Source organism: Pseudomonas fakonensis (assembly GCF_019139895.1).
Classification (GTDB): domain Bacteria; phylum Pseudomonadota; class Gammaproteobacteria; order Pseudomonadales; family Pseudomonadaceae; genus Aquipseudomonas; species Aquipseudomonas fakonensis.
The window spans coordinates 3,825,804-3,848,768 of the sequence record NZ_CP077076.1 but is presented as its reverse complement, the minus strand read 5'-3'; the positions used below and the strand labels follow the sequence as shown (position 1 = coordinate 3,848,768).

Annotated in this window: 10 protein-coding genes; 5 read left to right on the top strand and 5 right to left on the bottom strand. The window is 66.8% G+C overall.

Annotated features, from left to right (window positions below):
• A complete protein-coding gene (locus KSS94_RS16825; RefSeq protein ID WP_217843617.1) occupies positions 1-1,341 on the bottom strand; it encodes an HlyD family type I secretion periplasmic adaptor subunit in 1,341 nt (446 codons plus the stop codon).
• A gap of 2 nt (positions 1,342-1,343) precedes the next feature.
• Positions 1,344-3,083 carry a type I secretion system permease/ATPase gene (locus KSS94_RS16820; protein WP_217839226.1) on the bottom strand — a complete coding sequence of 580 codons (1,740 nt, stop codon included), beginning with the start codon at positions 3,081-3,083 and terminating at the stop codon, positions 1,344-1,346.
• A gap of 790 nt (positions 3,084-3,873) precedes the next feature.
• On the opposite strand from KSS94_RS16820, the gene KSS94_RS16815 reads away from it, so the two are divergent.
• Positions 3,874-14,586: a peroxidase family protein gene (locus tag KSS94_RS16815; protein ID WP_217839225.1), complete on the top strand. Its 10,713-nt coding sequence runs from the start codon at positions 3,874-3,876 to the stop codon at positions 14,584-14,586.
• A 119-nt stretch (positions 14,587-14,705) separates the two neighbouring features.
• Here the strand turns inward: KSS94_RS16815 and KSS94_RS16810 are convergent, their stop codons facing one another.
• Positions 14,706-15,569: a sensor domain-containing diguanylate cyclase gene (locus tag KSS94_RS16810; protein WP_217839224.1), complete on the bottom strand. Its 864-nt coding sequence runs from the start codon at positions 15,567-15,569 to the stop codon at positions 14,706-14,708.
• 449 nt (positions 15,570-16,018) lie between these two features.
• Here KSS94_RS16810 and KSS94_RS16805 point away from each other — a divergent pair, with 449 nt between their 5' ends.
• The gene (locus tag KSS94_RS16805; protein WP_217839223.1) at positions 16,019-16,525 is read left to right on the top strand and encodes a DMT family transporter; all 507 of its coding nucleotides are present in this window, start codon (positions 16,019-16,021) and stop codon (positions 16,523-16,525) included.
• Positions 16,526-16,532: 7 nt separating this feature from the next.
• Here KSS94_RS16805 and KSS94_RS16800 read toward each other — a convergent pair whose 3' ends face one another.
• Both KSS94_RS16800 and KSS94_RS16795 read right to left on the bottom strand, forming a co-directional pair.
• The gene (locus KSS94_RS16800) at positions 16,533-17,438 is read right to left on the bottom strand and encodes a LysR family transcriptional regulator (protein ID WP_217839222.1); all 906 of its coding nucleotides are present in this window, start codon (positions 17,436-17,438) and stop codon (positions 16,533-16,535) included.
• Between the two features lie 395 nt (positions 17,439-17,833).
• Positions 17,834-18,616 carry a hypothetical protein gene (locus KSS94_RS16795; RefSeq protein ID WP_217839221.1) on the bottom strand — a complete coding sequence of 261 codons (783 nt, stop codon included), beginning with the start codon at positions 18,614-18,616 and terminating at the stop codon, positions 17,834-17,836.
• 252 nt (positions 18,617-18,868) lie between these two features.
• Between KSS94_RS16795 and KSS94_RS16790 the strand changes: the two genes are divergently transcribed.
• From KSS94_RS16790 to KSS94_RS16780, 3 genes are all read left to right on the top strand, one after another.
• Entirely contained in the window at positions 18,869-20,194 is a 1,326-nt protein-coding gene (locus tag KSS94_RS16790; RefSeq protein WP_217839220.1) for a DUF3300 domain-containing protein, read from the top strand.
• On the top strand, positions 20,191-21,081 hold the full coding sequence (locus KSS94_RS16785; RefSeq protein WP_217839219.1) for a DUF2950 domain-containing protein: 891 nt from the start codon (positions 20,191-20,193) through the stop codon (positions 21,079-21,081). The genes KSS94_RS16790 and KSS94_RS16785 overlap by 4 nt, the downstream gene beginning before the upstream one ends.
• A gap of 135 nt (positions 21,082-21,216) precedes the next feature.
• Positions 21,217-22,962, top strand: a complete 1,746-nt coding sequence (locus tag KSS94_RS16780; RefSeq protein WP_217839218.1) for a monovalent cation:proton antiporter-2 (CPA2) family protein — start codon at positions 21,217-21,219, stop codon at positions 22,960-22,962.
• Positions 22,963-22,965: the final 3 nt, after the last annotated feature.

Sequence of the window (22,965 nt, the reverse complement as noted above, 5' to 3'; positions counted from 1 at the left end):
TCACTGCTCCTTGAAAGCGCCGTCCACACGTTCGAGCATAGGCTTCAACAGGTAACTGAGCAGGTTGCGTTCGCCGGTCTTGATGGTGACGCTGGCGGGCATGCCCGGGCGAATGTGGTTGCTGCCCAACAGCCCCATGCCTTCGGCGGTCACCTCCACCTGGGCCAGGTAGAAGGGCTGCTTGCTCTCTTCGTCCATCAGCCGGTCGGCCGAGATGGTCTTGACCCGCCCGGGAATGTTGGGGGTGCGGGCATGGTTGAAGGCGGGGAAGGTGATGTCCACGGCCAGCCCCGGGACCATCTTGTCGATGGCCTGCACCGGGATCATCGCGTCCACCTGCAGCGGCTCGCCCAGCGGCACCACCTCCATGATCTTGGCCCCGGGCTGGATGATGCCGCCGACCGTGGCGATGCTCAGGGCCTGGACCATGCCGTCAATGGGCGAGCGGATCACCGTGTGCGCCACCTCGTAGTCCAGCGCCCGCAGGCGGTCGGCGAGGGTGGTGTTTTCCTTTTCCACCTCGGTCAGCTGCGATTGCACTTCTTTCTGGTAGTCGTGGTGGCGCTGCAGGATGCGCAGCTTGATTTCGGTGGCCTGGCTGCGCACCCGGGCGATGTTGTTGAGGTTTTCGGCCTGGCCTGCGGACAGGTCGGCATTGCTGCGCTCAAGCTCCAGCAGGCGGTTGCGCGGCACGTAGCCTTCGGCGGCGAGGGTGCGGGTGCCCACCAGCTCCTGGTTGAGAAAGCCCATCTGCGAGGCGCGGGCGCCGTACACCTGCTGCAGGCCTTTGAGCTGCGCGCTGGAGGCGGCGAGGTTTTCCTGCAGGATGCCGATTTCCCCGGCAAGCCCGGCGCGGCGGGTGTCCAGCAGGTGCTCCTGCAGCTCCATGGCAGCGACCAGCCGCGGGTCGCCGGCAAAGCGCTGCACCAGCGCCGGGTCGAAGGTGATGTCTTCGCGACCGTCGCGTTCGGCCTCCAGGCGGTTTTCCACGGTCTTGCTGACGATGTACTGGGCGCTCACCGCGCCCTGTTCGGACACCGCCCGCAGGGCATCCAGGCGCACCACCTCCTGGCCTTTTTTCACCAGGTCGCCTTCGCGCACCAGGATCGCCTCCACGGTGCCGCCGGTCAGGTGCTGCACGGCCTTGCGGTTACTGGTGACCTTGACCGTGCCGGTGGCCACTACGCCGGCGTCCAGTGGCGCCAGCCACGACCACAGCAAAAAGCCGCCAAAGCCTGCCAGTACCAGCCACAGGCCCCAGCGGGCAGGGGCGGCGACGTTGAGGTCGATGCCGTGGTCGGCATCATTGCGGGCAAGTTCGGTAGAAGGGCTGATGTGCATGTTCATTTGCTCCCGTCCTTGACCGAGGCCAGTGGCGTTGCAGTGCCTGCCGGAATCACGCTGGCCTTGCGCAGCGCGGCGAAGACTTCATCGCGGGTGCCAAGCATCTGCACGCCGCCATCACGCAGCATCAGCACCTTGTCCACCGCGCACAGCACGTTGGGCCGGTGCGAGATGAGAATCACCGTGGCGCCGCGCGCCTTGAGCTCGGCCAGGGCGTCCACCAGGGCTTTTTCGCCGACGTCGTCGAGGTTGGCGTTGGGTTCGTCGAGCACGATCAGGCTGGGCTCGCCGTACAACGCGCGGGCCAGGGCGATACGCTGCTTCTGCCCGCCGGACAGCGGGCTGCCGTCGGCGGCCAGGCGGGTGTCGTAGCCCTGTGGGAAGCGCAGGATCATCTCGTGCACCCCGGTGGCCTTGCTGGCGCGGATCACCGCGTCGCTGTCGACCTCGCCAAAGCGCGCGATGTTGTCGGCGATGGAGCCCTCGAACAGCTCCACATCCTGGGGCAGGTAGCCCAGCCAGGGGCCCAGCTCGGCCTTGTTCCAGCTGTAGATGTCGGCGCCGTCCAGGCGCACCTTGCCGGCCTGGGTCGGCCACACGCCCACCAGCAGGCGGGCGAGGGTGGACTTGCCCGAAGCCGACGGGCCGATCACGCCAAGGCTTTCGCCGGGTACCAGGCTGACGCTGACCCCGCGCAATATGGTGGTGTTGGTGCCGGGCGGGCCGGCGAAGGCGTTCTCCACCGCCAGCATGCCCTGCGGGCGTTGCAGCGGCATGCTCGGTGGCCGGTTGGGGTAGTCGCCCAGCAGCTCGTTCAGCCGGCCCCAGGCGCTGCGGCAACCCAGCAGCTGCTTCCACGAGGCGATCACCTGTTCCACCGGGCCCAGGGCACGGCCGGTGAGGATCGAGCAGGCGATCATCATGCCCGGGGTGATCTTGCCTTCTATGGCCAGCAGCGCGCCGGTGCCGAGGATCAGCGACTGCAGGGTGATGCGCACGAAGCGCCCGACGCTGCTGATGACTGCGGCGCGGTCGGAGGCCAGGGTCTGCATCTGCAGGATGCGCAGGTGGCTGTGGAACCAGCGCTTGCTGATGGCCGGGAGCATGCCCATGGCCTCGATCACCTCGGCGTTGCGCAGGTTGTTGTTGGCGTAGTTGGCCGACGACATGGCGGCCTGGTTGGCTTCGGCCAGCGGCTTTTGCGTGGCCTTTTCGGTGAGCCAGGCCAGGCCTATGAGGATCAGCGAGCCAATCATCGTCACCAGCCCGAGCAGCGGGTGGATGAGGTACGCCACCAGCAGGTAGATCGGCGTCCAGGGGGCATCGAAAAAGGCGAACAGGCCGTTGCCGGTGAGGAACTGGCGCACTTGGGCAAGGTCTTGCAGGGCCTGGCCGGGGCTGCCGCCGGCGCGGCTGAGGTTACGTTCGAAGGCGGCATTGAACAGGCGCCGGTTCAGCGTCATGTCCAGGCGGTTGCCCACCCTGATCAGCACCCGGGTGCGCAGCATCTCCAGGGTGCTCATCAGCAGGAACAGGCCGATCACCAGCACGGTGAGCATCCCCAGGGTGGTGACGTTGCGGCTGACCAAAGCCCGGTCGTACACCTGCAGCATGTAAACGGCAGGCGTCAACATCATGACGTTGATTACCCCGCTGAAGGCGGCCAGGGCATAGAAACTGCTTCGCAGACGAAACAGTGCTTCAGCGAGCTCGGGGCGGGGGCTGGGGGGCTTGGACATGGCGGCTTTCCCTCTTCGAAAAACCGGTCGCCGTTGCGGCAGCCCGGGGTTGCAAATGGGGTGGGAACTCGTTGAAACGCAGGCCGGTCGCTCTGTTGGCGAATTTTTCCGAAACCGCTGCGCTACACCCACACGCCTGAGATTAGGTGTACATGAAACATGATGAAATATTTTTTCGCTCTATCGCTTCTGCCTGGTCTCTATAAAAAACAGCGTTTTGAGAAGCGTTCAAACCAGTCGTCCGGTTTATCGACGTAAAATTGACAAGCTTTTCGCCTACTACTTTAGTCGTAATTAATTCGCGGAACTTCTTTTGGCGCGCTGTTGTCCTGCCGCCCTCCGCGAAGCCCCTGACCTTCCTGTGGGAGCAGAACATGAGCAGCACTGTGTTCGCGTACCGAGTGAATGGGGTCTACAGGAAGTTCACCTCTCAAGCCCATGGCCTGCCATGCCCTTCACCGGCCCCTGTGGGAGCGGCTTCAGCCGCGCAGCAGGCGACTCTGTGGATGGCACCGGCTGCTCCGGTGATCGCCGGCAAGCCGGCTCCTACAGGGGCTGCAATGCCTGTGGCTTCGCGTAACCATGGCCCACCCGGCGCTCGCGCGGCCTGAACCCCAGGCCCACCGGTAACCCACGACTTCCAGCGCATGCCCCGCCAGATGGGGCAGGGGCTTGCCTGCGCCGGTATTCGTCGCCACGCACAACACGCAAAACGCTTTGCAGCATTGACCGGGCACCGGCAAACAGCTTGCCCCAGCCCGCCAACAGCACACATAAGAGGTCAACCGAAATGGCCAATTTCAGCAAGTCGGACCTGGAGTTCATCCTCAAGCAGATCTTCATCGCCGAAGCCCACGCCGCTGGCGCCAGCCTGATCGACCTGTTGCCCAACAGCCAGGTGCCGTTCGGCCTGCGCACGGTCGATGGCAGCTACAACAACCTGGTCACCGGGCAAAGCGAGTTCGGCGCCGCCGACAACTCGTTTTTGCGCCTGCTTGACCCGGTGTACAAGAACGCCGCCTACGCCGGCACCGGCACGGTGGTGGACACCCAGCCGCGCACCATCAGCAACCTGATCGTCGACCAGACCGCCAACAACCCTGCGGCAGTGGCGGCCAACGGTGGCGCCGCGCCGGTGATCAGCCCCGGCGCCGACGGCATCTTCGGCACCGCCGATGACAAACAGGTGTTCTTCATCCCCAACGAATCGCCAGACGTGGGCCTGACCGCTGGCTTCAACTCGTGGATGACCTTCTTCGGGCAGTTCTTCGACCACGGCCTGGACCTGGTCACCAAGAGCAGCAGCGCCATCGTGTTCATCCCGCTGCAGCCGGACGACCCGCTGTTCGTGCCGGGCAGCCCGACCAACTTCATGGTGCTGTCGCGCGCGGTGCACACCGCCGGCGCCGATGGCGTGCTCGGCACCGCCGACGATGGCCAGCTCAACACCACCTCGCCGTTCGTCGACCAGAGCCAGACCTACAGCTCGCACCCCTCGCACCAGGTGTTCCTGCGCGAATACACCGTGGATGCCAACGGCGACCCGGTGGCCACCGGCCGGCTGATCACCAACCGCGACCTGGGCGCCGACGGCAAGTTCGGCACCGCCGACGATGGCGACGGCAGCAACGGCGGCATGGCCACCTGGGCGGTGGTCAAGGCCCAGGCCCGCGACCTGCTGGGCATCAACCTGACCGACGCCGACGTGCACAATGTGCCGCTGCTGGCCACCGACGCCTACGGCAACTTCATCCGCGGCCCCAACGGCATGCCCCAGGTGGTGATGCGCGTGAACAACGGCGCCGACGGCATCGCCGGTACTGCCGATGACGTCACTCAGCTGGTCGAAGGCAACCGCGATGCGCCCATCAGCCTGGCCAACGCGGTCAGCACCGGCCATGGTTTCCTCGACGACATCGCCCACAATGCCGAGCCCGTGTCGGTAGGCGGCGTGCTGCAGGCCGACCTTGACAGCGACATCGGCAACGCCCAGCCGGTCGGGGCGGGCGGCAACAACCTGACCTACGACAACGAACTGCTCGACGCCCACTACATTGCCGGCGACGGTCGGGCCAACGAGAACATCGGCCTGACCGCCGTGCACCATGTGTTCCACTCCGAGCACAACCGCCTGGTGCAGCAGTCCAAGGACACCATCCTGGCCGCCAACGACCTGGCCTTCCTCAACGAATGGCTGGCCGATGACGTCACCGCGCTGCCCACCACCCAGGCGCAGATCGACGCCCTGGTGTGGGATGGCGAGCGCTTGTTCCAGGCCGCCAAGTTCGGCACCGAGATGCAGTACCAGCACCTGGTGTTCGAGGAGTTCGCCCGTACCGTGCAGCCGCAGGTCGACGAGTTCCTCGCCCCCAACGGCTACGACACCTCGATCAACCCGGCGATCCTCGCCGAGTTCGCCCACGTGGTGTACCGCTTCGGCCACTCAATGCTGACCGAAACCGTCGACCGCTTTGACCCGGCGTTCAACCCGGTGCTCACCGACCCGGCCAACCCCGACCAGCAGATGGGCCTGATCGCCGCCTTCCTCAACCCGCTGGCCTTCGCCGGCAGCGGCGCCACCGCCGACGAGGCGGCCGGTGCGATCATCCGCGGCGTCACCCGCCAACTGGGTAACGAGATCGACGAGTTCGTCACCGAGGCGCTGCGTAACAACCTGCTGGGCCTGCCCCTGGACCTGCCGGCGCTGAACATCGCCCGTGGCCGCGACACCGGCATCCCCACCCTCAACCAGGCGCGCCGCGAGTTCTACCACGACACCGGCGACAGCCAGCTCAAGCCGTACATCAGCTGGGTCGATTTTGCCGACCACCTCAAGCACCCAGCGTCGCTTGTGAACTTCATCGCCGCCTACGGCAGCCACGCCAGCATCACCTCGGCCACCACCCTTGAGGCCAAGCGCGACGCCGCCACCGCCCTGGTGTTCGGCGGCCCCGGCGCACCCGCCGACCGCCTGGACTTCCTCAACGGCACCGGCGCCTACGCCAACGTCACCCAGCCCGGCAAGGACGGCGTGCTCGGCACCGCCGACGACCTTACCGGGGTGACCGTGACCGGGGTGGATGCCATCGACTTCTGGATCGGCGGCCTGGCCGAAGCGAAGATGCCGTTTGGCGGCATGCTCGGTTCGAGTTTCAACTTCGTCTTCGAAACCCAGCTCGAAGCCCTGCAGAACGGCGACCGCTTCTACTACCTGTCGCGCACTGCAGGCCTTAACTTCGGCACCGAGCTTGAGAACAACTCGTTCGCCAAGCTGATCATGCTCAACACCGACGTCATCCACCTGTCCAACACCGTGTTCCTTACCCCCACCTTCACCCTGGAGGTGAACCAGGCCGCGCAGCACACCGGGCTTGGCGCAGATGGCCGCGCCGACCCCACTGGTGGCATCATGATCAACGGCGTCGAGGTGGTGCCGCTGGTGATCCGCGATAACCCCGACACGCTCGGGCCGGACAGCAACTACCTGCACTACACCGGCGAAGACCATGTGGTGCTGGGTGGTACCAACGGCAACGACATCATCATCTCCGGCGACGGCGACGACACGATCTGGGGCGATGCCGGCAACGACCGCCTCGAAGGCGGCGCCGGCAACGACGCGGTGCTGGGCGGTGACGGCGACGACATCATCACCGACTCGTTCGGCGACAACCGCCTGGAGGGCAACGCCGGCAACGACGTGATCATCGCCGGCAGCATGCTGGCCGCCGGCAACCTGATCCTCGGTGGCGACGGCCAGGACTTCATCGTCACCACCGAAGACATCACCACCACCTTCGGCGGCAAGGGCGATGACTTCATCCTCGGCGCCAAGACCAACCTGCCGCCCACCGGCAATGAGGGCGACGACTGGATCGAGAAGGGCACCCAGGACGGCGCCCCGGGCGACAACTTCGCGCCATTGCTGACTGACGATGTAATCGGCAACGACATCTTCGTCGGCGGCGGCGGCTTTGACGAAATGATCGGCGAAGGCGGCGACGACATCTTTGTCGGCAGCGATGCCCAGGACAAGATGGACGGCATGTCGGGCTTCGACTGGGTCACCTACAAGAACGACAAGGTCGGCGTGACCGTCGACCTGAGCCTGGCTGCCCTGGCCCAGCCCCATGGCAATGCGCCAAACCAGAACGCCGGGGTGTTCAACCCGGTCGGCGCCTCGCCGGCCTCGATCCTCGACCGCTTCGCCGAGGTCGAAGGGCTGTCGGGCTCCAAGTTCGGCGACGTGCTCAAGGGTGACGACGTCGATGCGGTGACCATCCTCAACCACGGCGGCGCCACCGGCAGCGCCCTGAGCAACGTTGCGCTGATCAAGGGCCTGGCGCAGTTCCTGGCCGACGCCGGGTTGCCCACCACCGGCTTTGCCACCGGCAACATCATGCTGGGCGGTGACGGCAGCGACCTGATCGAAGGCCGCGGCGGCGATGACCTGATCGACGGCGACAAGTGGCTGAACGTGCGCATCGCGGTGTACGCACCGGGCGATGTGAACCACACCGGCCCGGAGATCGCCAGCTTCGACAGCATGGTCGACATGATCCCATTCATGCTCGACCGCACCTACAACCCCGGCCAGCTCAAGGCGATGCGCGAGATCCTGCCGGGCAGCTCCAGCGGCGGCGCAGCCTATGACACCGCCATCTACTCGGGCCTGCAGTCCGAATACACCGTTACCCGCGACACCCGTGGCACCGCTGACACCTCCGACGATGTGTGGACGGTGGCCGACAGCGTCGCCGGCCGCGACGGCACCGACACCCTGCTGCACATCGAGCGCCTGCAATTTGCCGACGGCCAGCAGGTGCTGGCGGGCGGCAACCAGGCGCCCACTGGCAGGCCGACTGTGACCGACAACAACGGCGGCGCGATCACCGTGGGCGACATGCTCACCGTCAGCGTGGCCGGCGTGCGCGATGGCGACAACGTCAGCGTCGGCAACCCGCTGGGCAACCTGGCCAACAGCTCGGTGTCGTACTACTGGCAGTTCGAGGCCGACCCGGGCAGCGGCGTGTTCCAGGACATCATCCTGCTGCCGGCTGGCGACCTGGCGTTCCAGAGCGCCGACGGCACCTCGTTCAAGGTCTCGCCGGACCTTGCCGGGCTGGCCCTGCGGGTCAAGGCGATCTACCAGGACGCCCACGGCACCACCGAAATACTGTTCTCCCAGCCCACCACCGTGGTGCAACCGGGCGCGCCGGTCACCCCGGTGGCGGCAACCCCGGTGGTGGATGCCACCGCCGGTGGCGCCGGCCTGCACATGGTGCGTTCGGACCTGAACTTCATCCTCGACCAGATCAAGATCGCCGAGGCCGATGCCGCAGGCCAGGACATCCTCTCGCTGATCCCCAACATCCGTGCGCCGCTAGGCCTGCGGGCGGTGGACGGGTCGAACAACAACCTGCTCAACCTCAACGGCAACAACCACACCCAGTACGGCGCTGCCGACAATGTGTTCCCGCGCCTGAGCGACCCGGTGTTCAACTCGGCCGAAGGTGCGCCTGCCGGCTTCTTCGGGCCTGGCTCGCCGGCCATCCCGGGCTCGTCCTACCAGCAGACCAGCGGCTTTGTGTTCGACTCCGAGCCGCGCACCATCAGCAACCTGATCGTCGACCAGACCTCCAACAACCCGGCGGCCTACGCCACCGCCTATGACCCCGGCGCCAACGGCGTGCTGGATTTCGGCGCAGCCGGCAGCGACGACGTGCTCAAGGATGGCGTGCGGGTGGTGGCCAGCCCCGGCCTGGACGGCCAGTTCGGCACCAGTGACGACCACGACGTGTACCTGTTCGAGAACACCGCGCCCGACGCCGGCCTGTCGGCGCCGTTCAACGCCTGGATGACCTTCTTCGGGCAGTTCTTCGACCACGGCCTGGACCTGGTGACCAAGGGCGGTTCGGGCACCATCTTCATCCCGCTGCAACCGGATGACCCGCTGTACGTGCCGGGAGGTAACGCCAACTTCATGGTGCTGACCCGCGCCACCAACCAGCCTGGCCCCGACGGCGTGCTGGGCACTGCCGACGACATCCACGAGCACACCAACACCACCACGCCGTTCGTCGACCAGAACCAGACCTACAGCTCGCACCCCTCGCACCAGGTGTTCCTGCGCGGCTACGTGCTCACCGACGATGGCCCGGTGGCCACCGGCCGGCTGATCACCAACCGCGACCTGGGCGCTGATGGCAAGTACGGCAGCGGCGATGACACCGAGATCGGCGGCATGGCCACCTGGAAAGTGGTCAAGGCCCAGGCTAACGACGTGCTGGGCATCCACCTCACTGACGCCGACGTGGGCAACGTGCCGCTGCTGGCCACCGACGCCTATGGCAACTTCATCAAGGGCCCCAACGGTTACCCGATGGTGGTGATGAAGGGCCTCGACGGGCTAGGCGGCACTGCCGACGACGTATTGGTCGAGGGCAACCCGCTGGCGCCGATCGACCTGACCAACGCCGTGCGCACCGGCCATGAGTTCCTTGCCGACATCGCCCATAACGCAGCGCCCGTATTCATTGGCGGGGTGCTGGCGCCGGATGCCGACAGCGACGTGGGCAACGCCCAGCCGGTCGGCCCTGGCGGCAACAACCTGAGCTACGACAACGAGCTGCTCGATGCCCACTACATTGCCGGTGACGGCCGGGTAAACGAGAACATCGGCCTGACCGCGGTGCACGCGATCTTCCACTCCGAGCACAACCGCCTGGTGGCGCAGACCCAGGACACCGTGCTGGACTCCAACGACCTGGCCTTCCTCAACGAATGGCTGCTCAACCCGGTCGCCGCGCTGCCGACCACCCAGGCCGAGATCGACGCCCTGCAATGGAACGGCGAGCGGTTGTTCCAGGCCGCCAAGTTCGGCACCGAAATGCAGTACCAGCACCTGGTGTTCGAGGAATTCGCCCGTACCATCCAGCCGCGGGTCGACTTGTTCTTCGCCCCGACCCAGGTATACGACGTTGACCTTGACGCCTCGATCGTTGCCGAGTTCGCCCACACCGTGTACCGCTTCGGCCACTCGATGCTGACCGAGACCGTCGACCGCTACGACGTCGACTTCAACGTCATCAATGACCCGGCCAGTGCCAACCCTGACCAGCAACTGGGCCTGATCGCCGCTTTCCTCAACCCGCTGGCGTATGCCGCCAGTGGCGTGACCCCCGAGGATGCGACCAGTGCCATCGTGCGCGGGGTGACCCGCCAGGCCGGTAACGAAATCGACGAGTTCGTCACCGAGGCGCTACGCAACAACCTGCTGGGCCTGCCGCTGGACCTGCCGGCGATCAACATCGCCCGTGGCCGCGATGTCGGCATCCCGTCGCTCAACGCCCTGCGGCGCGACATCTTCAGCCAGACCGGCGATACCCAGCTCAAGCCGTACACCAGCTGGGTGGACCTGGTGCAGCACCTCAAGCACCCCGAGTCGCTGATCAACTTCATCGCCGCCTACGGCACCCATGAGTCGATCACCTCGGCCACCACCCTGGAAGGCAAGCGTGCCGCCGCCCTGGCGTTGGTACTCGGTGGCGACGGCGCACCGGCCGACCGTCTGGACTTCCTCAACGGCACCGGCGCCTGGGCCAACGTCACCTTGCCCGGCAAGGATGGCGTGCTGGGCACCGCCGACGACCTCAAGGCCGTCACCGTGACCGGTGTGGACGCCATCGACCTGTGGATTGGCGGGCTGGCCGAAAGAGTCACGCCGTTCGGCGGTATGCTCGGCAGTACCTTCAACTTCGTGTTCGAAAACCAGATGGAGAAACTGCAGGACGGCGACCGCTTCTACTACCTGGAGCGCACCTCGGGCCTGTCGATGAACGCCGAGCTTGAAAGCAACTCGTTCGCCAAGCTGATCATGGCCAACACCTCGGCCACCCACCTGCCGGGCCTGGTGTTCTCCGACCCGGGCTACTACCTGGAAGTGGACCGCAGCAAGCAGTTCAACGAAGGCCTGGGCAACCTCGACCCGCTGGGCGAGAACGGCGAGCAGGTGGTGTTTCGCGACAACCCGCTGACGGCGGGGGCCGACACCAACTACATCCGCTACACCGGCGACCAGCACATCGTGCTCGGCGGCACCAACGGCAACGACATCCTCATCGCCAGCGAAGGTGACGACACCGTGTGGGGCGACGGCGGCAACGACCGCATCGAAGGTGGCGACGGCAACGACCAGCTGCGTGGCGGTGATGGCGACGACATCATCACCGACACCGGCGGCGACGATAACATCCAGGGCGGCGACGGCAACGACGTGCTGCACGGCGGCAACGGCGTCAACCTGATCATCGGCGGCTTTGGCAACGACTTCATCGTCACCGGTGAAGACGCCTCCGAAGCCATCGGCGGGCAGGGCAACGACTTCATCCTCGGCAGCAAGGCCAACGAGCAGGACATGGGCAACGAGGGTGACGACTGGATCGAGAAGGGCACCTCGGACGGTGCACCCGGCGACAACTTCGACCCGCTGGGCAACGACCCGATCATCGGCAACGACGTGTTCATCGGCGGCAACGAGAACGACAAGTTCAACGGCGAAGGCGGCGACGACATCATGGTCGGCAGCCTGGGCTTCGGCGACCGCTACATCGGCGGCTCGGGCTATGACTGGGCGACCTTCAAGGACCTCGCCCAGGGCGTGACCATCGACTACACCGACCGCTTCTTCGATGTGCCGCAACTGCCGGGCTCGGGCGCTTCGGCACTGGTGCGCTTCGACATCATGGAAGGCTTGTCGGGGTCGGCCCACGGCGACTTCCTGCGTGGCGACAACGAGGATGCCACCTCGCTGCCTACCGCCGGCGCCCACGGCAGCGTGCTGACCAACATCAGCCTGATCAACGGCCTGGCCGACCTGCTGGCCGCCGGCGCGACCTTCTACGATGGTGGCAACATCATCCTTGGCGGGCGCGGCAGCGACCTGATCGAAGGCCGTGGCGGCGATGACATCCTCGACGGTGACAAGTGGCTGAACGTGCGCATCAGCGTGCGCGCCAACCACGACGGCACTGGCCCGGAAATCGCCAGCTTCGACAGCATGGAGCCGATGGTGCCGTTCATGCTCAACGGCACCTACAACCCCGGCCAACTGGTGATCGTCCGCGAGATACTCAACGGCGACAACAGCTACGACACCGCGGTGTTCAGCGGCAATGCGGCCGACTACAGCGTTTCGGTGCAGGGCAATACGGTGATCGTCACCGACAACGTGGCAGGCCGTGACGGCGTCGACCGCCTGACCGGTATCGAACGCCTGCAGTTCGCCGACCGCGCCCAGGCCTCGGGTGTGGGCACCGCCGTCAACGCCGGGCCCACCGGGCGCCTGGCGATCCTCGACGCCGGTACCGGCGCCCGTGAAGATACCCCGGTGGCCGGCCAGTTGCTGCGGGTGGACGACCGCGCGGTGCACGATGCCGACAACATTGGCGCGGGCAATGCCGACGGCCATGTCACCGGGCCCGTGGCCTACTACTGGCAGGTGGAGACCATTGCCGGCTCCGGGGTGTACGAGGACATCACCTTCGTCGCCGCTGGCGAAGTGTCGCGGGCCATCGGCGCCACCTACCGCGTGGCGGATGATGTGGCCGGCCTGAACATCCGCGTGCGCGCGGTGTACCAGGATGCCAAGGGCACGCTGGAAATCGTCGACTCTTCGGCCAACAATGCCCCGAGTGCGGGGCCGACCGTGACCGGGCTTGCGGCGCAGAACCAGGTGCTGACCGCCAACCTTGCGACCATCGTCGACATCGACGGGCTGAGCAACCCGCAGTTCGCCATCCAGTGGCAGACCAACAGCGGGCTGGCCTGGGTCAATGTGCCCGGCGCCACCGGCACCACCTTCACCCTCGGCCAGGGCAACGTCGGCCAGCAGGTGCGGGTGCTGGTCAACTACGTGGATAACTTCGGCGTGGCCGAAAGCGTAGCCAGCGACCCGACGGCGCCGGTAGCCAACGTCAACGACCTGCCCACCGGTGCGGTGCTGATCAGTGACACCACCCCCGACCAGGGCCAGACGCTGACCGCGCTGACTGCCAGCATCGCCGACCTGGACGGGCTGGGCAGCTTCAGCTTCCAGTGGCAGCAGGGCACCGGCAGCACGTTCACCGACATCGCCGGGGCCACCAGTGCGAGCTTCACCACCACGCTGGCGCAGGGCAACCAGCAACTGCGGGTGGTGGTGCGCTACACCGATGGCTTCGGCAAGCTGGAGACGCTGACCTCGGCGGCCACGGCGGCGGTGACAGTGCCGCTGGGGGCGGTGATCGTCGGCAATGCGCTGGCCAACACCCTGACCGGTACGGCGGGTAATGACGTGATCATGGGGCTGGGCGGCAACGATGTGCTCAACGGCCTGGCCGGTATCGACCAGCTGTTCGGCGGTACCGGCAACGACACCCTCAACGGCGGTGACGACAACGACACGCTCAATGGTGACGAAGGCAACGACCTGCTCAACGGCGGCCTGGGGCTGGATACCATGAACGGTGGTATCGGCAACGATACCTACGTGGTCGACAACCTGGGCGATGTGGTCAACGAAGCGGCCGGGGCCGGCACTGACCTGGTGCAAACCACCCTGAGCAGCTACACCCTGGGTGCCAACCTCGAGAACCTGACCTACACCGGCAACGGCAACTTCACCGGTACCGGCAACGCATTGGCCAACACCATCACCGGCGGCGTCGGCGACGACGTGCTCACCGGTGGCGCGGGGGCCGACCGGCTGGTGGGCGGGCTGGGCAACGACACCTACATCGTCGAGGCCGGTGACACCGTGGTGGAGGCGGCCAATGGCGGTATCGACACCGTGCGCACCGCGCTGGCCAGCTACACCTTGGGCGCCAACGTCGAGAACCTGACCTACACCGGCGTCGGCAACTTCACCGGCAGCGGCAACGGCCAGGCCAACCTCATCACCGGCGCCGCTGGCAACGACACCCTCGATGGGGCAGGCGGCGACGACACCCTGGCGGGCAACGGCGGCAACGACCGGCTCACCGGTGGTGCCGGCAATGACCAGTTGAGCGGTGGGGCCGGTAGCGATGTGCTCAACGGCGATGCCGGCAGCGACCTGCTCGATGGCGGTGACGGTGCCGACACCCTCAATGGCGGTGCCGGCAACGACACCCTGCTGGGCGGTGCCGGTGACGACACGCTCGACGGTGGGGCCGGCAACGACAGGGTCACCGGCGGGGCCGGCAACGACACCATGGTCGCCAGCAATGGCAACGATGTCTTCGTGTTCAGCGCAGGCTTTGGTGTGGACCGCATTACTGGGTTCGATGCCAACCCGGCCGGTGGCCAGGACCTGATCGACATCTCGGCGTTCAACATCACGGCGGCGACTTTCGTCGGCCTTGTGACCATCGCCGATGTGGGCGCCGATACCTTGATCAGCTTTGGTGGGCCGGACTCGATCCGCCTGGTCGGGGTGGGGGATGCCACCAGCATTTCGGCGACCGATTTCATTCTGGCCAGTTGAGGTGTAACCGGGGCTGCTCTGCAGCCCATTGCCGGCAAGCCGGCTCCTGCAGGGAACCTTGCGCAATCCCTGTAGGAGCCGGCTTGCCGGCGATGGGCCGCAACGCGGCCCCTTTCCATTCACCCCGCCGCGTACCGGCGCCGCTTCTTCTCGTACATATCCCCATCGGCGTGGCTGAGCAGGCTGTCGGCATCCTGCCCGTCCACCGGGTACAGGGCCACGCCGATGCTGCACGACGGCATGGCCAGGCCGCCGAACTCATCCCCCAACGGCTCGGCCATGGCGGCCAGTATCTGCCCCATCTTCTCGCTGACTGCTGCAGGCGTTGCGCTGCCGGTGAGCAATACGGTGAATTCGTCGCCACCCATGCGCGCCACCGTGCCCGTGGCCGCCACGCATTGCTCCAGGCGCCGGGCGATGGCACACAGCACGCGGTCGCCCAGGGCATGGCCGTACAGGTCGTTGATTGCCTTGAAACCGTTGACGTCGAGAAACAGCAGCGCCAGCGGCTTTTGATGGTAGTGCGCCGCCTGCAGGGCGGCGGCCAGGCGCTGGTTGAACAGCGAGCGGTTGCACAGGCGGGTGAGCGGGTCGTGGTGGGCCAGAAAGCGCAGTTCTTCTTCAGCCTGGGTCAGCGCGGTGACGTTGCGCGCCACGCCGATGCGCGCGCCCACCTCGTCGGACCAGAACGCCGCCCAGAGAATGTGCACCACGCCGCCATCCTTGCGGATGTAGCGGTTGCGAAAGTCGAAGTGCGGCTGGCCGTTCATCACCCGGATGATCGAGGCCTTGGTGGCGTCCAGGTCGTCGGGGTGCATGTAGCGGGTGATCGGAGTGCCGATGAGCTCGCTTGCCGGGTAGCCGAGCAGGGCTTCGCAGGCGTTGCTGACGAAGACGATGGTGTTGTCCCGGTCGACCACGAACACGGTGTCCAGCATCAGGTGGATCAGCCTGGGGTACAGGGCTTGGAGGTCGACGGGCATAGAAGGCGAAGTCCGGGGCGTTGGGGCGCTGCCAGCATACACAGGGCGGGGCCGATTTCACCACCGCATGTCGGGGTAATCCCTGTATGGGATCACCCAGCCCTTTCGGGCTGCGCTGTCGCGCAGAGAACTAGTCTCGCAGATGCACCGCGGCCCCTGTGGGAAGCGGCCTTGCCGGGGCGCCGTCCGGTCGAGATGGGGCGCGAAGTGGCCCCAAGGCCTTGGCCTCATGCAAAATTGCCGGGGCTGCTACGCAGCCCATCGCGACACAAGGCCGCTTCCCACAGAAATCGTTTTAAATCAACGAGTTGTGATCTGTTTCATAGCGGCCGGCAAGCCGGCTCCTACAGGGGTATGCACAGGGCGAATGAGGTGCGTGCAGGGTTTCGATTTCCATCAGAAATTCATATTGCGCATGCTTGGCCATTCCCCCTGTTCAAAGGTGCCCCATGTTCAGCAAAGCCGCACTGCTTGCCATCATCCCCGCCGGCCTGGCCCTGCTGGCCGGCGTTGTCCTGCCGTTTCAGGCCGCCAGCAATTCCGCAGTCGGCCGGGCGCTGGGGCACCCGTTGTGGGGTGCGCTGACCTCGCTGCTGGTGAGCACGGCAGTGGTGGTGGCGGCCTTGCTGGTGCTGCGGGTGTCGGCGCCGAACCTGGGCAAGGCCCTGCAAGGGCCCTGGTGGCTGTGGGTTGGAGGCGTGCTGGGCGCGCTTTACGTGGCGGCTGCGGCTGCGTTGACACCCAAGCTGGGGGCGGCGGGGTTCCTGCTGCTGGTGGTGGCCGGGCAGATCATCACCTCGGTGGTGGTGGACCATTTCGGTTTGATGGGGCTTACGCAAAAGCCGGTGAACCTGGCCAGGGTGCTTGGCGTGCTGCTGATCATCGGTGGTGTGTTGCTGGTGCAGGGCGGTGGTGCATCGGCCGCCAGCGCATTGGCTTTGCCGGGCGGCAAGTGAACGGCGCTCAGCGGGGCTGGCTGCAGGCGTACAGCGTTTCGCGCAGCCAACGGTGAGCCGGGTCGTTGTCCTTGCGTGAGTGCCAGACCTGCTGGTAGGCAATCGGCGGCAGCGGAAAGGGTGGGGTAAAGGTCGCGAGAGTATCGAAACGCGCCACTGACGTGGCTGCGCGGCTGGCCACGGTGAGCACCAGGTCGGTGCCGGGCAGCACCTCGAGGGCCGCACTCCAGTGTGGCAGGGCCAGGGCGATATGCCGGCTGTAGCCATGCGCTGCCAGGGCGCGCTCGATCTCGTCGAAGGCATCGGGGCGCATGGCCATCAGCACATGCGGCCGGGCCAGCCACTGCTCGAGCGACAGCGCGCCGTTGGCCGGCAGGGTACTGCGCTCGGCGACGCTGACGAAGTCCTCGCTGAACAGCGCCTGCGAGTTGATGTCGGCGGGCACCTCGTTGAACACGCCCAGGGCCAGGTCCAGCTCGCCGTCCTGCAGTTGCCCCATCATCACTTCGCGGCTGGCCTGGCTGATGGCCAGGTCAATGCCGGGCGCGGTGTTGCGCAGGTGCTGCACCAGCGTTGGCAGGATGATCCGCGAGGCGTAGTCCGACAGCGACAGGCGAAAGCGCCGCTTGGCCTGGGCTGGGTCGAATACTGGCGTGGCGAGCAGGCCGTTGAGGCTGGCCAGGGCGTCCTGCAGCGGCTCGGCCAGGGCTTGGGCGCGGCTGGTGAGGACCATGCGGCCTTGCTGGCGCACCAGCAGCGGGTCGTCGAAGTGCGCGCGCAGTTGCGCCAGGGCATGGCTGACCGCCGGCTGGCTGCGGTGCAGGCGCACGGCGGCGCGGGTGACGTGTTTTTCGACCAGCAGGGCGTTGAGGGCCAGCAGCAGGTTCAGGTCGATCTTGCGCAGTTCGTCCATGGGGGAGGGCCCAGGTTGACGGAAGGTATTTTGTGGGAATGGCTGTTATGTGCTGCCTGTACCGGCCGCATCGCCGGCAAGCCGGCTCTCATAGAAAAGCTACAACTCATTGATTTAACGCGGTCTCTGTGGGAAGCGGCCTCGTGTCGCGATGGGCTGCGAAGCGGCCCCAAGGCCTCGGCCTCATGCAACATTGCCGGGGCTGCTGCGCAGCCCATCGCGACACGAGGCCGCTTCCCACAGGCGCTATGGCGCATCTGTAAGACCAGTTCTCTGCGCGACAGCGCAGGCCGAAGGGTTGGGTGATCTCCTACAGGTTATGCGGTCCATGTAGGAGCCGGCTTGCCGGCGATGAGGCCGGTACAGCCAGCGCGAGACAATATGGCCGGGCTCGCTTAGCGCGCCACGGCCTGCTCGATCAGCAGCTTCCAGTTTTGCGCTTCCTGCCAGTCGTCAGCGAACGGCAACTGCACCCAGAACGGGTGATGCCCTTCGCATTGCAGCTGCAGGTGCAGGGTGAAGTTGCGCACGGTGGTGCTGCTGGTCGTGGTGGTGGAGCGGGACTTGCCGCTGCCGAGCATGCCCCAGCTGTTGGTGAACGCATAGATGTTGCGCCGGCCGTGCTTGGTGGTGGTGTTGCTGGTCGTGGTGGTGGTGGCCTGTTCGTCGACATACACCTGCTTGACCACCCGGGCGGCGTCCATCAGTGCGTGCTGTTCGCCGCTCTGGTCGGCCAGCAGGTACAGCGTGCGGCTGTCGGTGAACAGCCCCAGCATGCGCCCGCCACGGGTAACCCAGCGGTAGGCGCCCAGCGCCTGGCTGGCCATGAATGCCTTGCCGGCTTCGCGCCGCACTTCGTCGGCCTGGCGCCAGGCCTTGTCCACGGCCCACTGCTGCGGGCGCCACAGCAGCGACACCGGCCGGTACAGGTAACCCAGGAAGCAGAACATGATCACCGCCAGGATCGGCCCGCCGATGTAGTGGCCGGCCCAGACCCAGCTGACCAGCCAGTACAGGCAGAACGCCGAAGTCACCAGCAAAAAGGCCGCGCTGATGGTGCGGATGCGCTGGGCCAGGCGGGTTTCGGCCTGTTGCAGTTTGGCCAGGGCGTCGCTGAGCGGGGCGGGGGTGGCGGTGAGGGTGGTGTCGGCGGCGGGGGCGAGTTGCTGGGTGGTCATGGTGCTTCCTGCAGGTGGCGGACAACGGCCGGGGAGTATACCGGTGGTTAGAGCAGGGGTGGGGGCGGGGGCCTGGTTTTGCTAACTGGGTTGGTTTTTTGCAGGTTGGGGTTGCGCCCGGCACAACCCAAACCCTCTGCTACCCTTGACCTTCAGCACCGAGGCTGAAAGACAGTCGCTCGCCGTACCAGCGTTCACCTCCCTGGCTCCCACCCCTCATTTCGAGCGTGACAACCCACCTGGGAGGTGTGTATGCGCCCGCGATTCACCGCTGTGCTGGCAGTGACGCTGTTAATGCAAGGCGCTCCGGCCCTTGCCGAAACACCCGACCCCGGCCCGGCCGCGCCCCAGGCGGCCAGCCAGCAAACGGTGTTCAGCCAGGAGCAACTCCAGCAGATGCTTGCCCCGATCGCCCTATACCCCGACCCGCTGCTGGCCCAGGTGCTGATGGCCAGCACCTACCCTGGCGAGGTGGCCGAGGCGGTGGCCTGGTCCAAGGCCAACCCCCAGGCCAAGGGCGATGACGCGGTCAAGCAAGTCGCCAGCCAACCCTGGGACCCCAGCGTGCAGGCCCTGGTGGCCTTCCCCCAGGTGCTCGCCACCCTGGGCCAGGACCCAGTGTGGGTGCAGCGCCTGGGCGATGCCTTCCTCGCCCAGCCCGATGAGCTGATGGTCAACGTGCAGCGCCTGCGCCAACGCGCCCATGCCGCCGGCACCTTGCAAAGCAACCAGTACCAGAACGTCACCGTGCAGGCCGCACCCGCCAGCGACAACCAAAGCAGCCAGGGCAACCAGACCATCATCATCCAGCCCGCCGACCCGCAAACCGTCTACGTACCCAGCTACAACCCCAACGCCAGCTACGGCACCTGGCCTTATCCGGCCTCGCCGCCAACCTATTACCCGCCACCCCCCACCTGGTACCCAGGCTCGGCGCTGGTGGCCGGGCTGGCCTTCGGCACCGGGGTGGCGATCGTCGCCTCGCTGTGGGGCAATTGCGACTGGAACGACCATGACGTCGACATCGACGTGAACCGCTACAACACCCTCAACAGCAACAAGCAGATCGCCAACATCGACAACAAGTGGCGCCACGACCCCGCGCACCGCGACGGCGTGCCCTACCGTGACCCGCGCAACCGCGAGCAATACGGCCGCCAGCTGGACGGCGCGCGCCAGCGCGAGGCCTACCGCGGCGACGACGCCCAGCGCGCCCGCGCCCGGCAGAACGCCCTGGGCTCGCTGGACCGTGCCGGCATCGAGCGGCCCGCCACCAGCAACCTGCAGGCCCGCGAACGGGCGCGCGAGGCCCAGGACGAGCGGCTGAGCCAGGTCAACCCGCGCCGCCCCGGCAATGCCCAGGCGCGCCCGGTGGCGCAGCAGCGGGCCAATGCCGGGCGTGCCCGCAACAATGCCTTTGATGGCGTGCGCGCACCGTCGCGTACCCTGGCCCAGGCCAACCGTGGGCGCACCAGCCAAGGTTTCGCCCAGCGCCAGGGCAATGCCCGCGCTGCCGGGCAGCCGGTGTCCAGGCCCGCAGGTGGCGGGGCGCGCTTTGGGGGAGGGGGCCGTCGATGAAAACGCTCAGTGCATTGGCCTTGCTCCTGGCCAGCAACATGGCCTGGTCGAACCCGGGTTTTGCCCACGAAGCCTTTGCCACCCCGGATGCTGCGGTAGAAGCCTTCGTCGCCGCCCTCAAGCACGAGCCGCCGGACGAAGCGCGCTTCGCCCAGCTGCTCGGCGAGGACTGGCGCACCTACATCCCCCGTGGTGGTGTGCAGCAGCGCGACGTGCAGACCTTCCTGGCCGAATACCACGCCCAGCACAGCCTCGACAGCACCGGCCCGCACAGCGCCCAGTTGGTGGTGGGGCGCGAACACTGGGCCTTGCCCATTCCGCTGCTCGAGGGCGCCAACGGCTGGCACTTCGACCTCAAGGCCGGCAGCGCCGAGATTCGCGCCCGGCGCATCGGCCGCAACGAACTGGCGGCCATGCAGTCGATGCTCGCCTACCACGATGCGCAGACCGAGTATGCAAGCCAGGACCGCAACGGCAACGGCGCGCTGGAGTACGCCCGGCGCATCTTCAGCAGCCCCGGCAAGCACGACGGCCTGTACTGGGCGGACCAGCGCGACGGCCAGGTCAGCCCGCTTGGCCCGCTGTTCGGCGATGACAAGGCCGGCGACGACTGGTACGGCTACCACTTTCGCATCCTCGAAGCCCAGGGCCCGTCGGCGCCGGGCGGTGCCTACGACTACCTGATCGGCGGGCACATGACCCGAGGTTTTGCCCTGGTCGCGTGGCCTGCGCGCTATGACGACAGCGGGGTGATGAGCTTCATGGTCAGCCACGACGGGCAGGTGTTCGAGAAAGACCTGGGGCCGGATGGGGCCAGGCAGGCTATGGCGATGAAACGCTTCGACCCGGACAGCAGTTGGGCGGCGGTGACAGTACCGGGCGAATAGCACCAACCCCTGTAGGAGCCGGCTTGCCGGCGATAGGGCCGGTGCGGCAGACACAGGTTTTATGGCCTGTGCGGGCCTCATCGCCGGCAAGCCGGCTCCTACAGAAAGCGCTTACAAGACCAATGGAGGGCACTCATGCCACACGACGGCAGCCTGCTGCAGGCCACAGTGGTGTTCCTGCTGGCAGTGGTGGTTCTGGTACCACTGGCCCAGCGCCTGAAGCTGGGGGCAGTGCCAGGTTACCTGCTGGCCGGTATCCTTATCGGCCCCTCGGTGCTGGGGCTGATCGACAACCCGCACAACGTCGCGCGGCTATCGGAAATGGGCGTGGTGATGCTGCTGTTCGTCATTGGCCTTGAGCTGTCGCCGCGGCGCCTGTGGACCCTGCGCCGGGCCTTGTTCGGGGTGGGTTCGCTGCAGGTCGGGCTGACCGCTTTGGTACTCGGGCTGCTGGCCTGGCTGTTGTTCGGCCAGCCCCCGGCAGCGGCTGCGGTGCTGGGCCTGGGCCTGGCGCTGTCGTCCACGGCCTTTGGCTTGCAGGTGCTGGCCGAGCGCAAGGAGCTGGGCAAGGCCCATGGCCGCCTGGCGGTGGCCATTCTGCTGTTCCAGGACATCGCCGCCATTCCGCTGATCGCCGTGGTGCCGCTGCTTGGTGGCAGCGTCAGTACCGCCGACGAAGGCGCCTGGCCGCTGCTGGCGGTGCTGCTGGGTATTGCCGTGGTGGTGATTGCCGGGCGCTACCTGCTGCGCCCGGTGTTCCGCTGGACGATGGGCAGCGGCCTGCACGAACTGTCGACCGCCACCGCGCTGCTGCTGGTGCTGGGCACCGCCTGGCTGATGGAGCATGTGGGCGTGTCGATGGCGCTGGGGGCGTTTTTGGCCGGGGTGCTGATGGCCGAGTCGCAGTTCCGCCACGAGCTTGAGTCGCAGATCGAGCCGCTCAAGGGGCTGCTGCTGGGGTTGTTCTTCGTCGGTGTGGGCATGACCGCCGACCTGCGCCTGCTGGCCAGCATGCCATTGCAGGTGCTGGGGCTGACCGTGCTGCTGGTGGCGGTCAAGCTGCCGCTGTTGTGGGGCATCGGCCGCGCGTTCGGCGGCCTTGGCCGCCCACAGGCACTGTGCCTGGCGGTGGTGCTGGCCTCTGGCGGCGAGTTTGCCTTCGTGGTGTTCAAGCTTGGCCTGCAACACCAGGTGCTGGCCCAGCAGGTGCACGACCTGCTGGTGCTGGCCATTACCCTTTCCATGGCCCTGGTGCCGCTGGTGATGATGGCCCTGGCCCGGCAACTGCGCCCGGCGCCTGCGGCGGGTGGCGAGCAGCCGCTGCCAGCACCGCAGGAGGCCCCCCAGGTGGTGATCGCCGGCTTCGGCCGGCTGGGCCGGGCCATCGGCCGCATGCTGCACGCCGAGGGCTTGCGCGTGGTGGCCCTGGACGCCTCCGCCGAAGCCTTGGCGCGCAAGCCACGTCAGCGCGGTGACGGGCCGACGGTGTTCTATGGCGACCCGTCGCGCTCGGAGATCCTGCGCGCCGCCAAGGTAGGGGAGGCGGCCCTGGTGATCGTCGCCGCCGACGATGCCCACAGCAACCAGAAGACCGTCGATGTACTGGTGCAGCAGTACCCGCAGCTGGAGGTGATCGCCGCTGCGCGCAATCACCGCGATGTGCTGCGCCTGCTCGACCAGGGGGTGAACCCGGTGCGCGAGACCTTCCATTCCAGCCTGGAAATGGCCCGCCGGGCCTTCATCGCCCTGGGCCGCAGCGAGGCGCAGGCGGCAGCCTGGGTGCAGCGCTACCAGCAGCAGGAAGCGCACTGGCTGCTGGAGCAGCACCGCCAGGGCGCGGCGGTGGACGAGGATGTGCTGCCTGGCGCCGACCCGCACTGAACA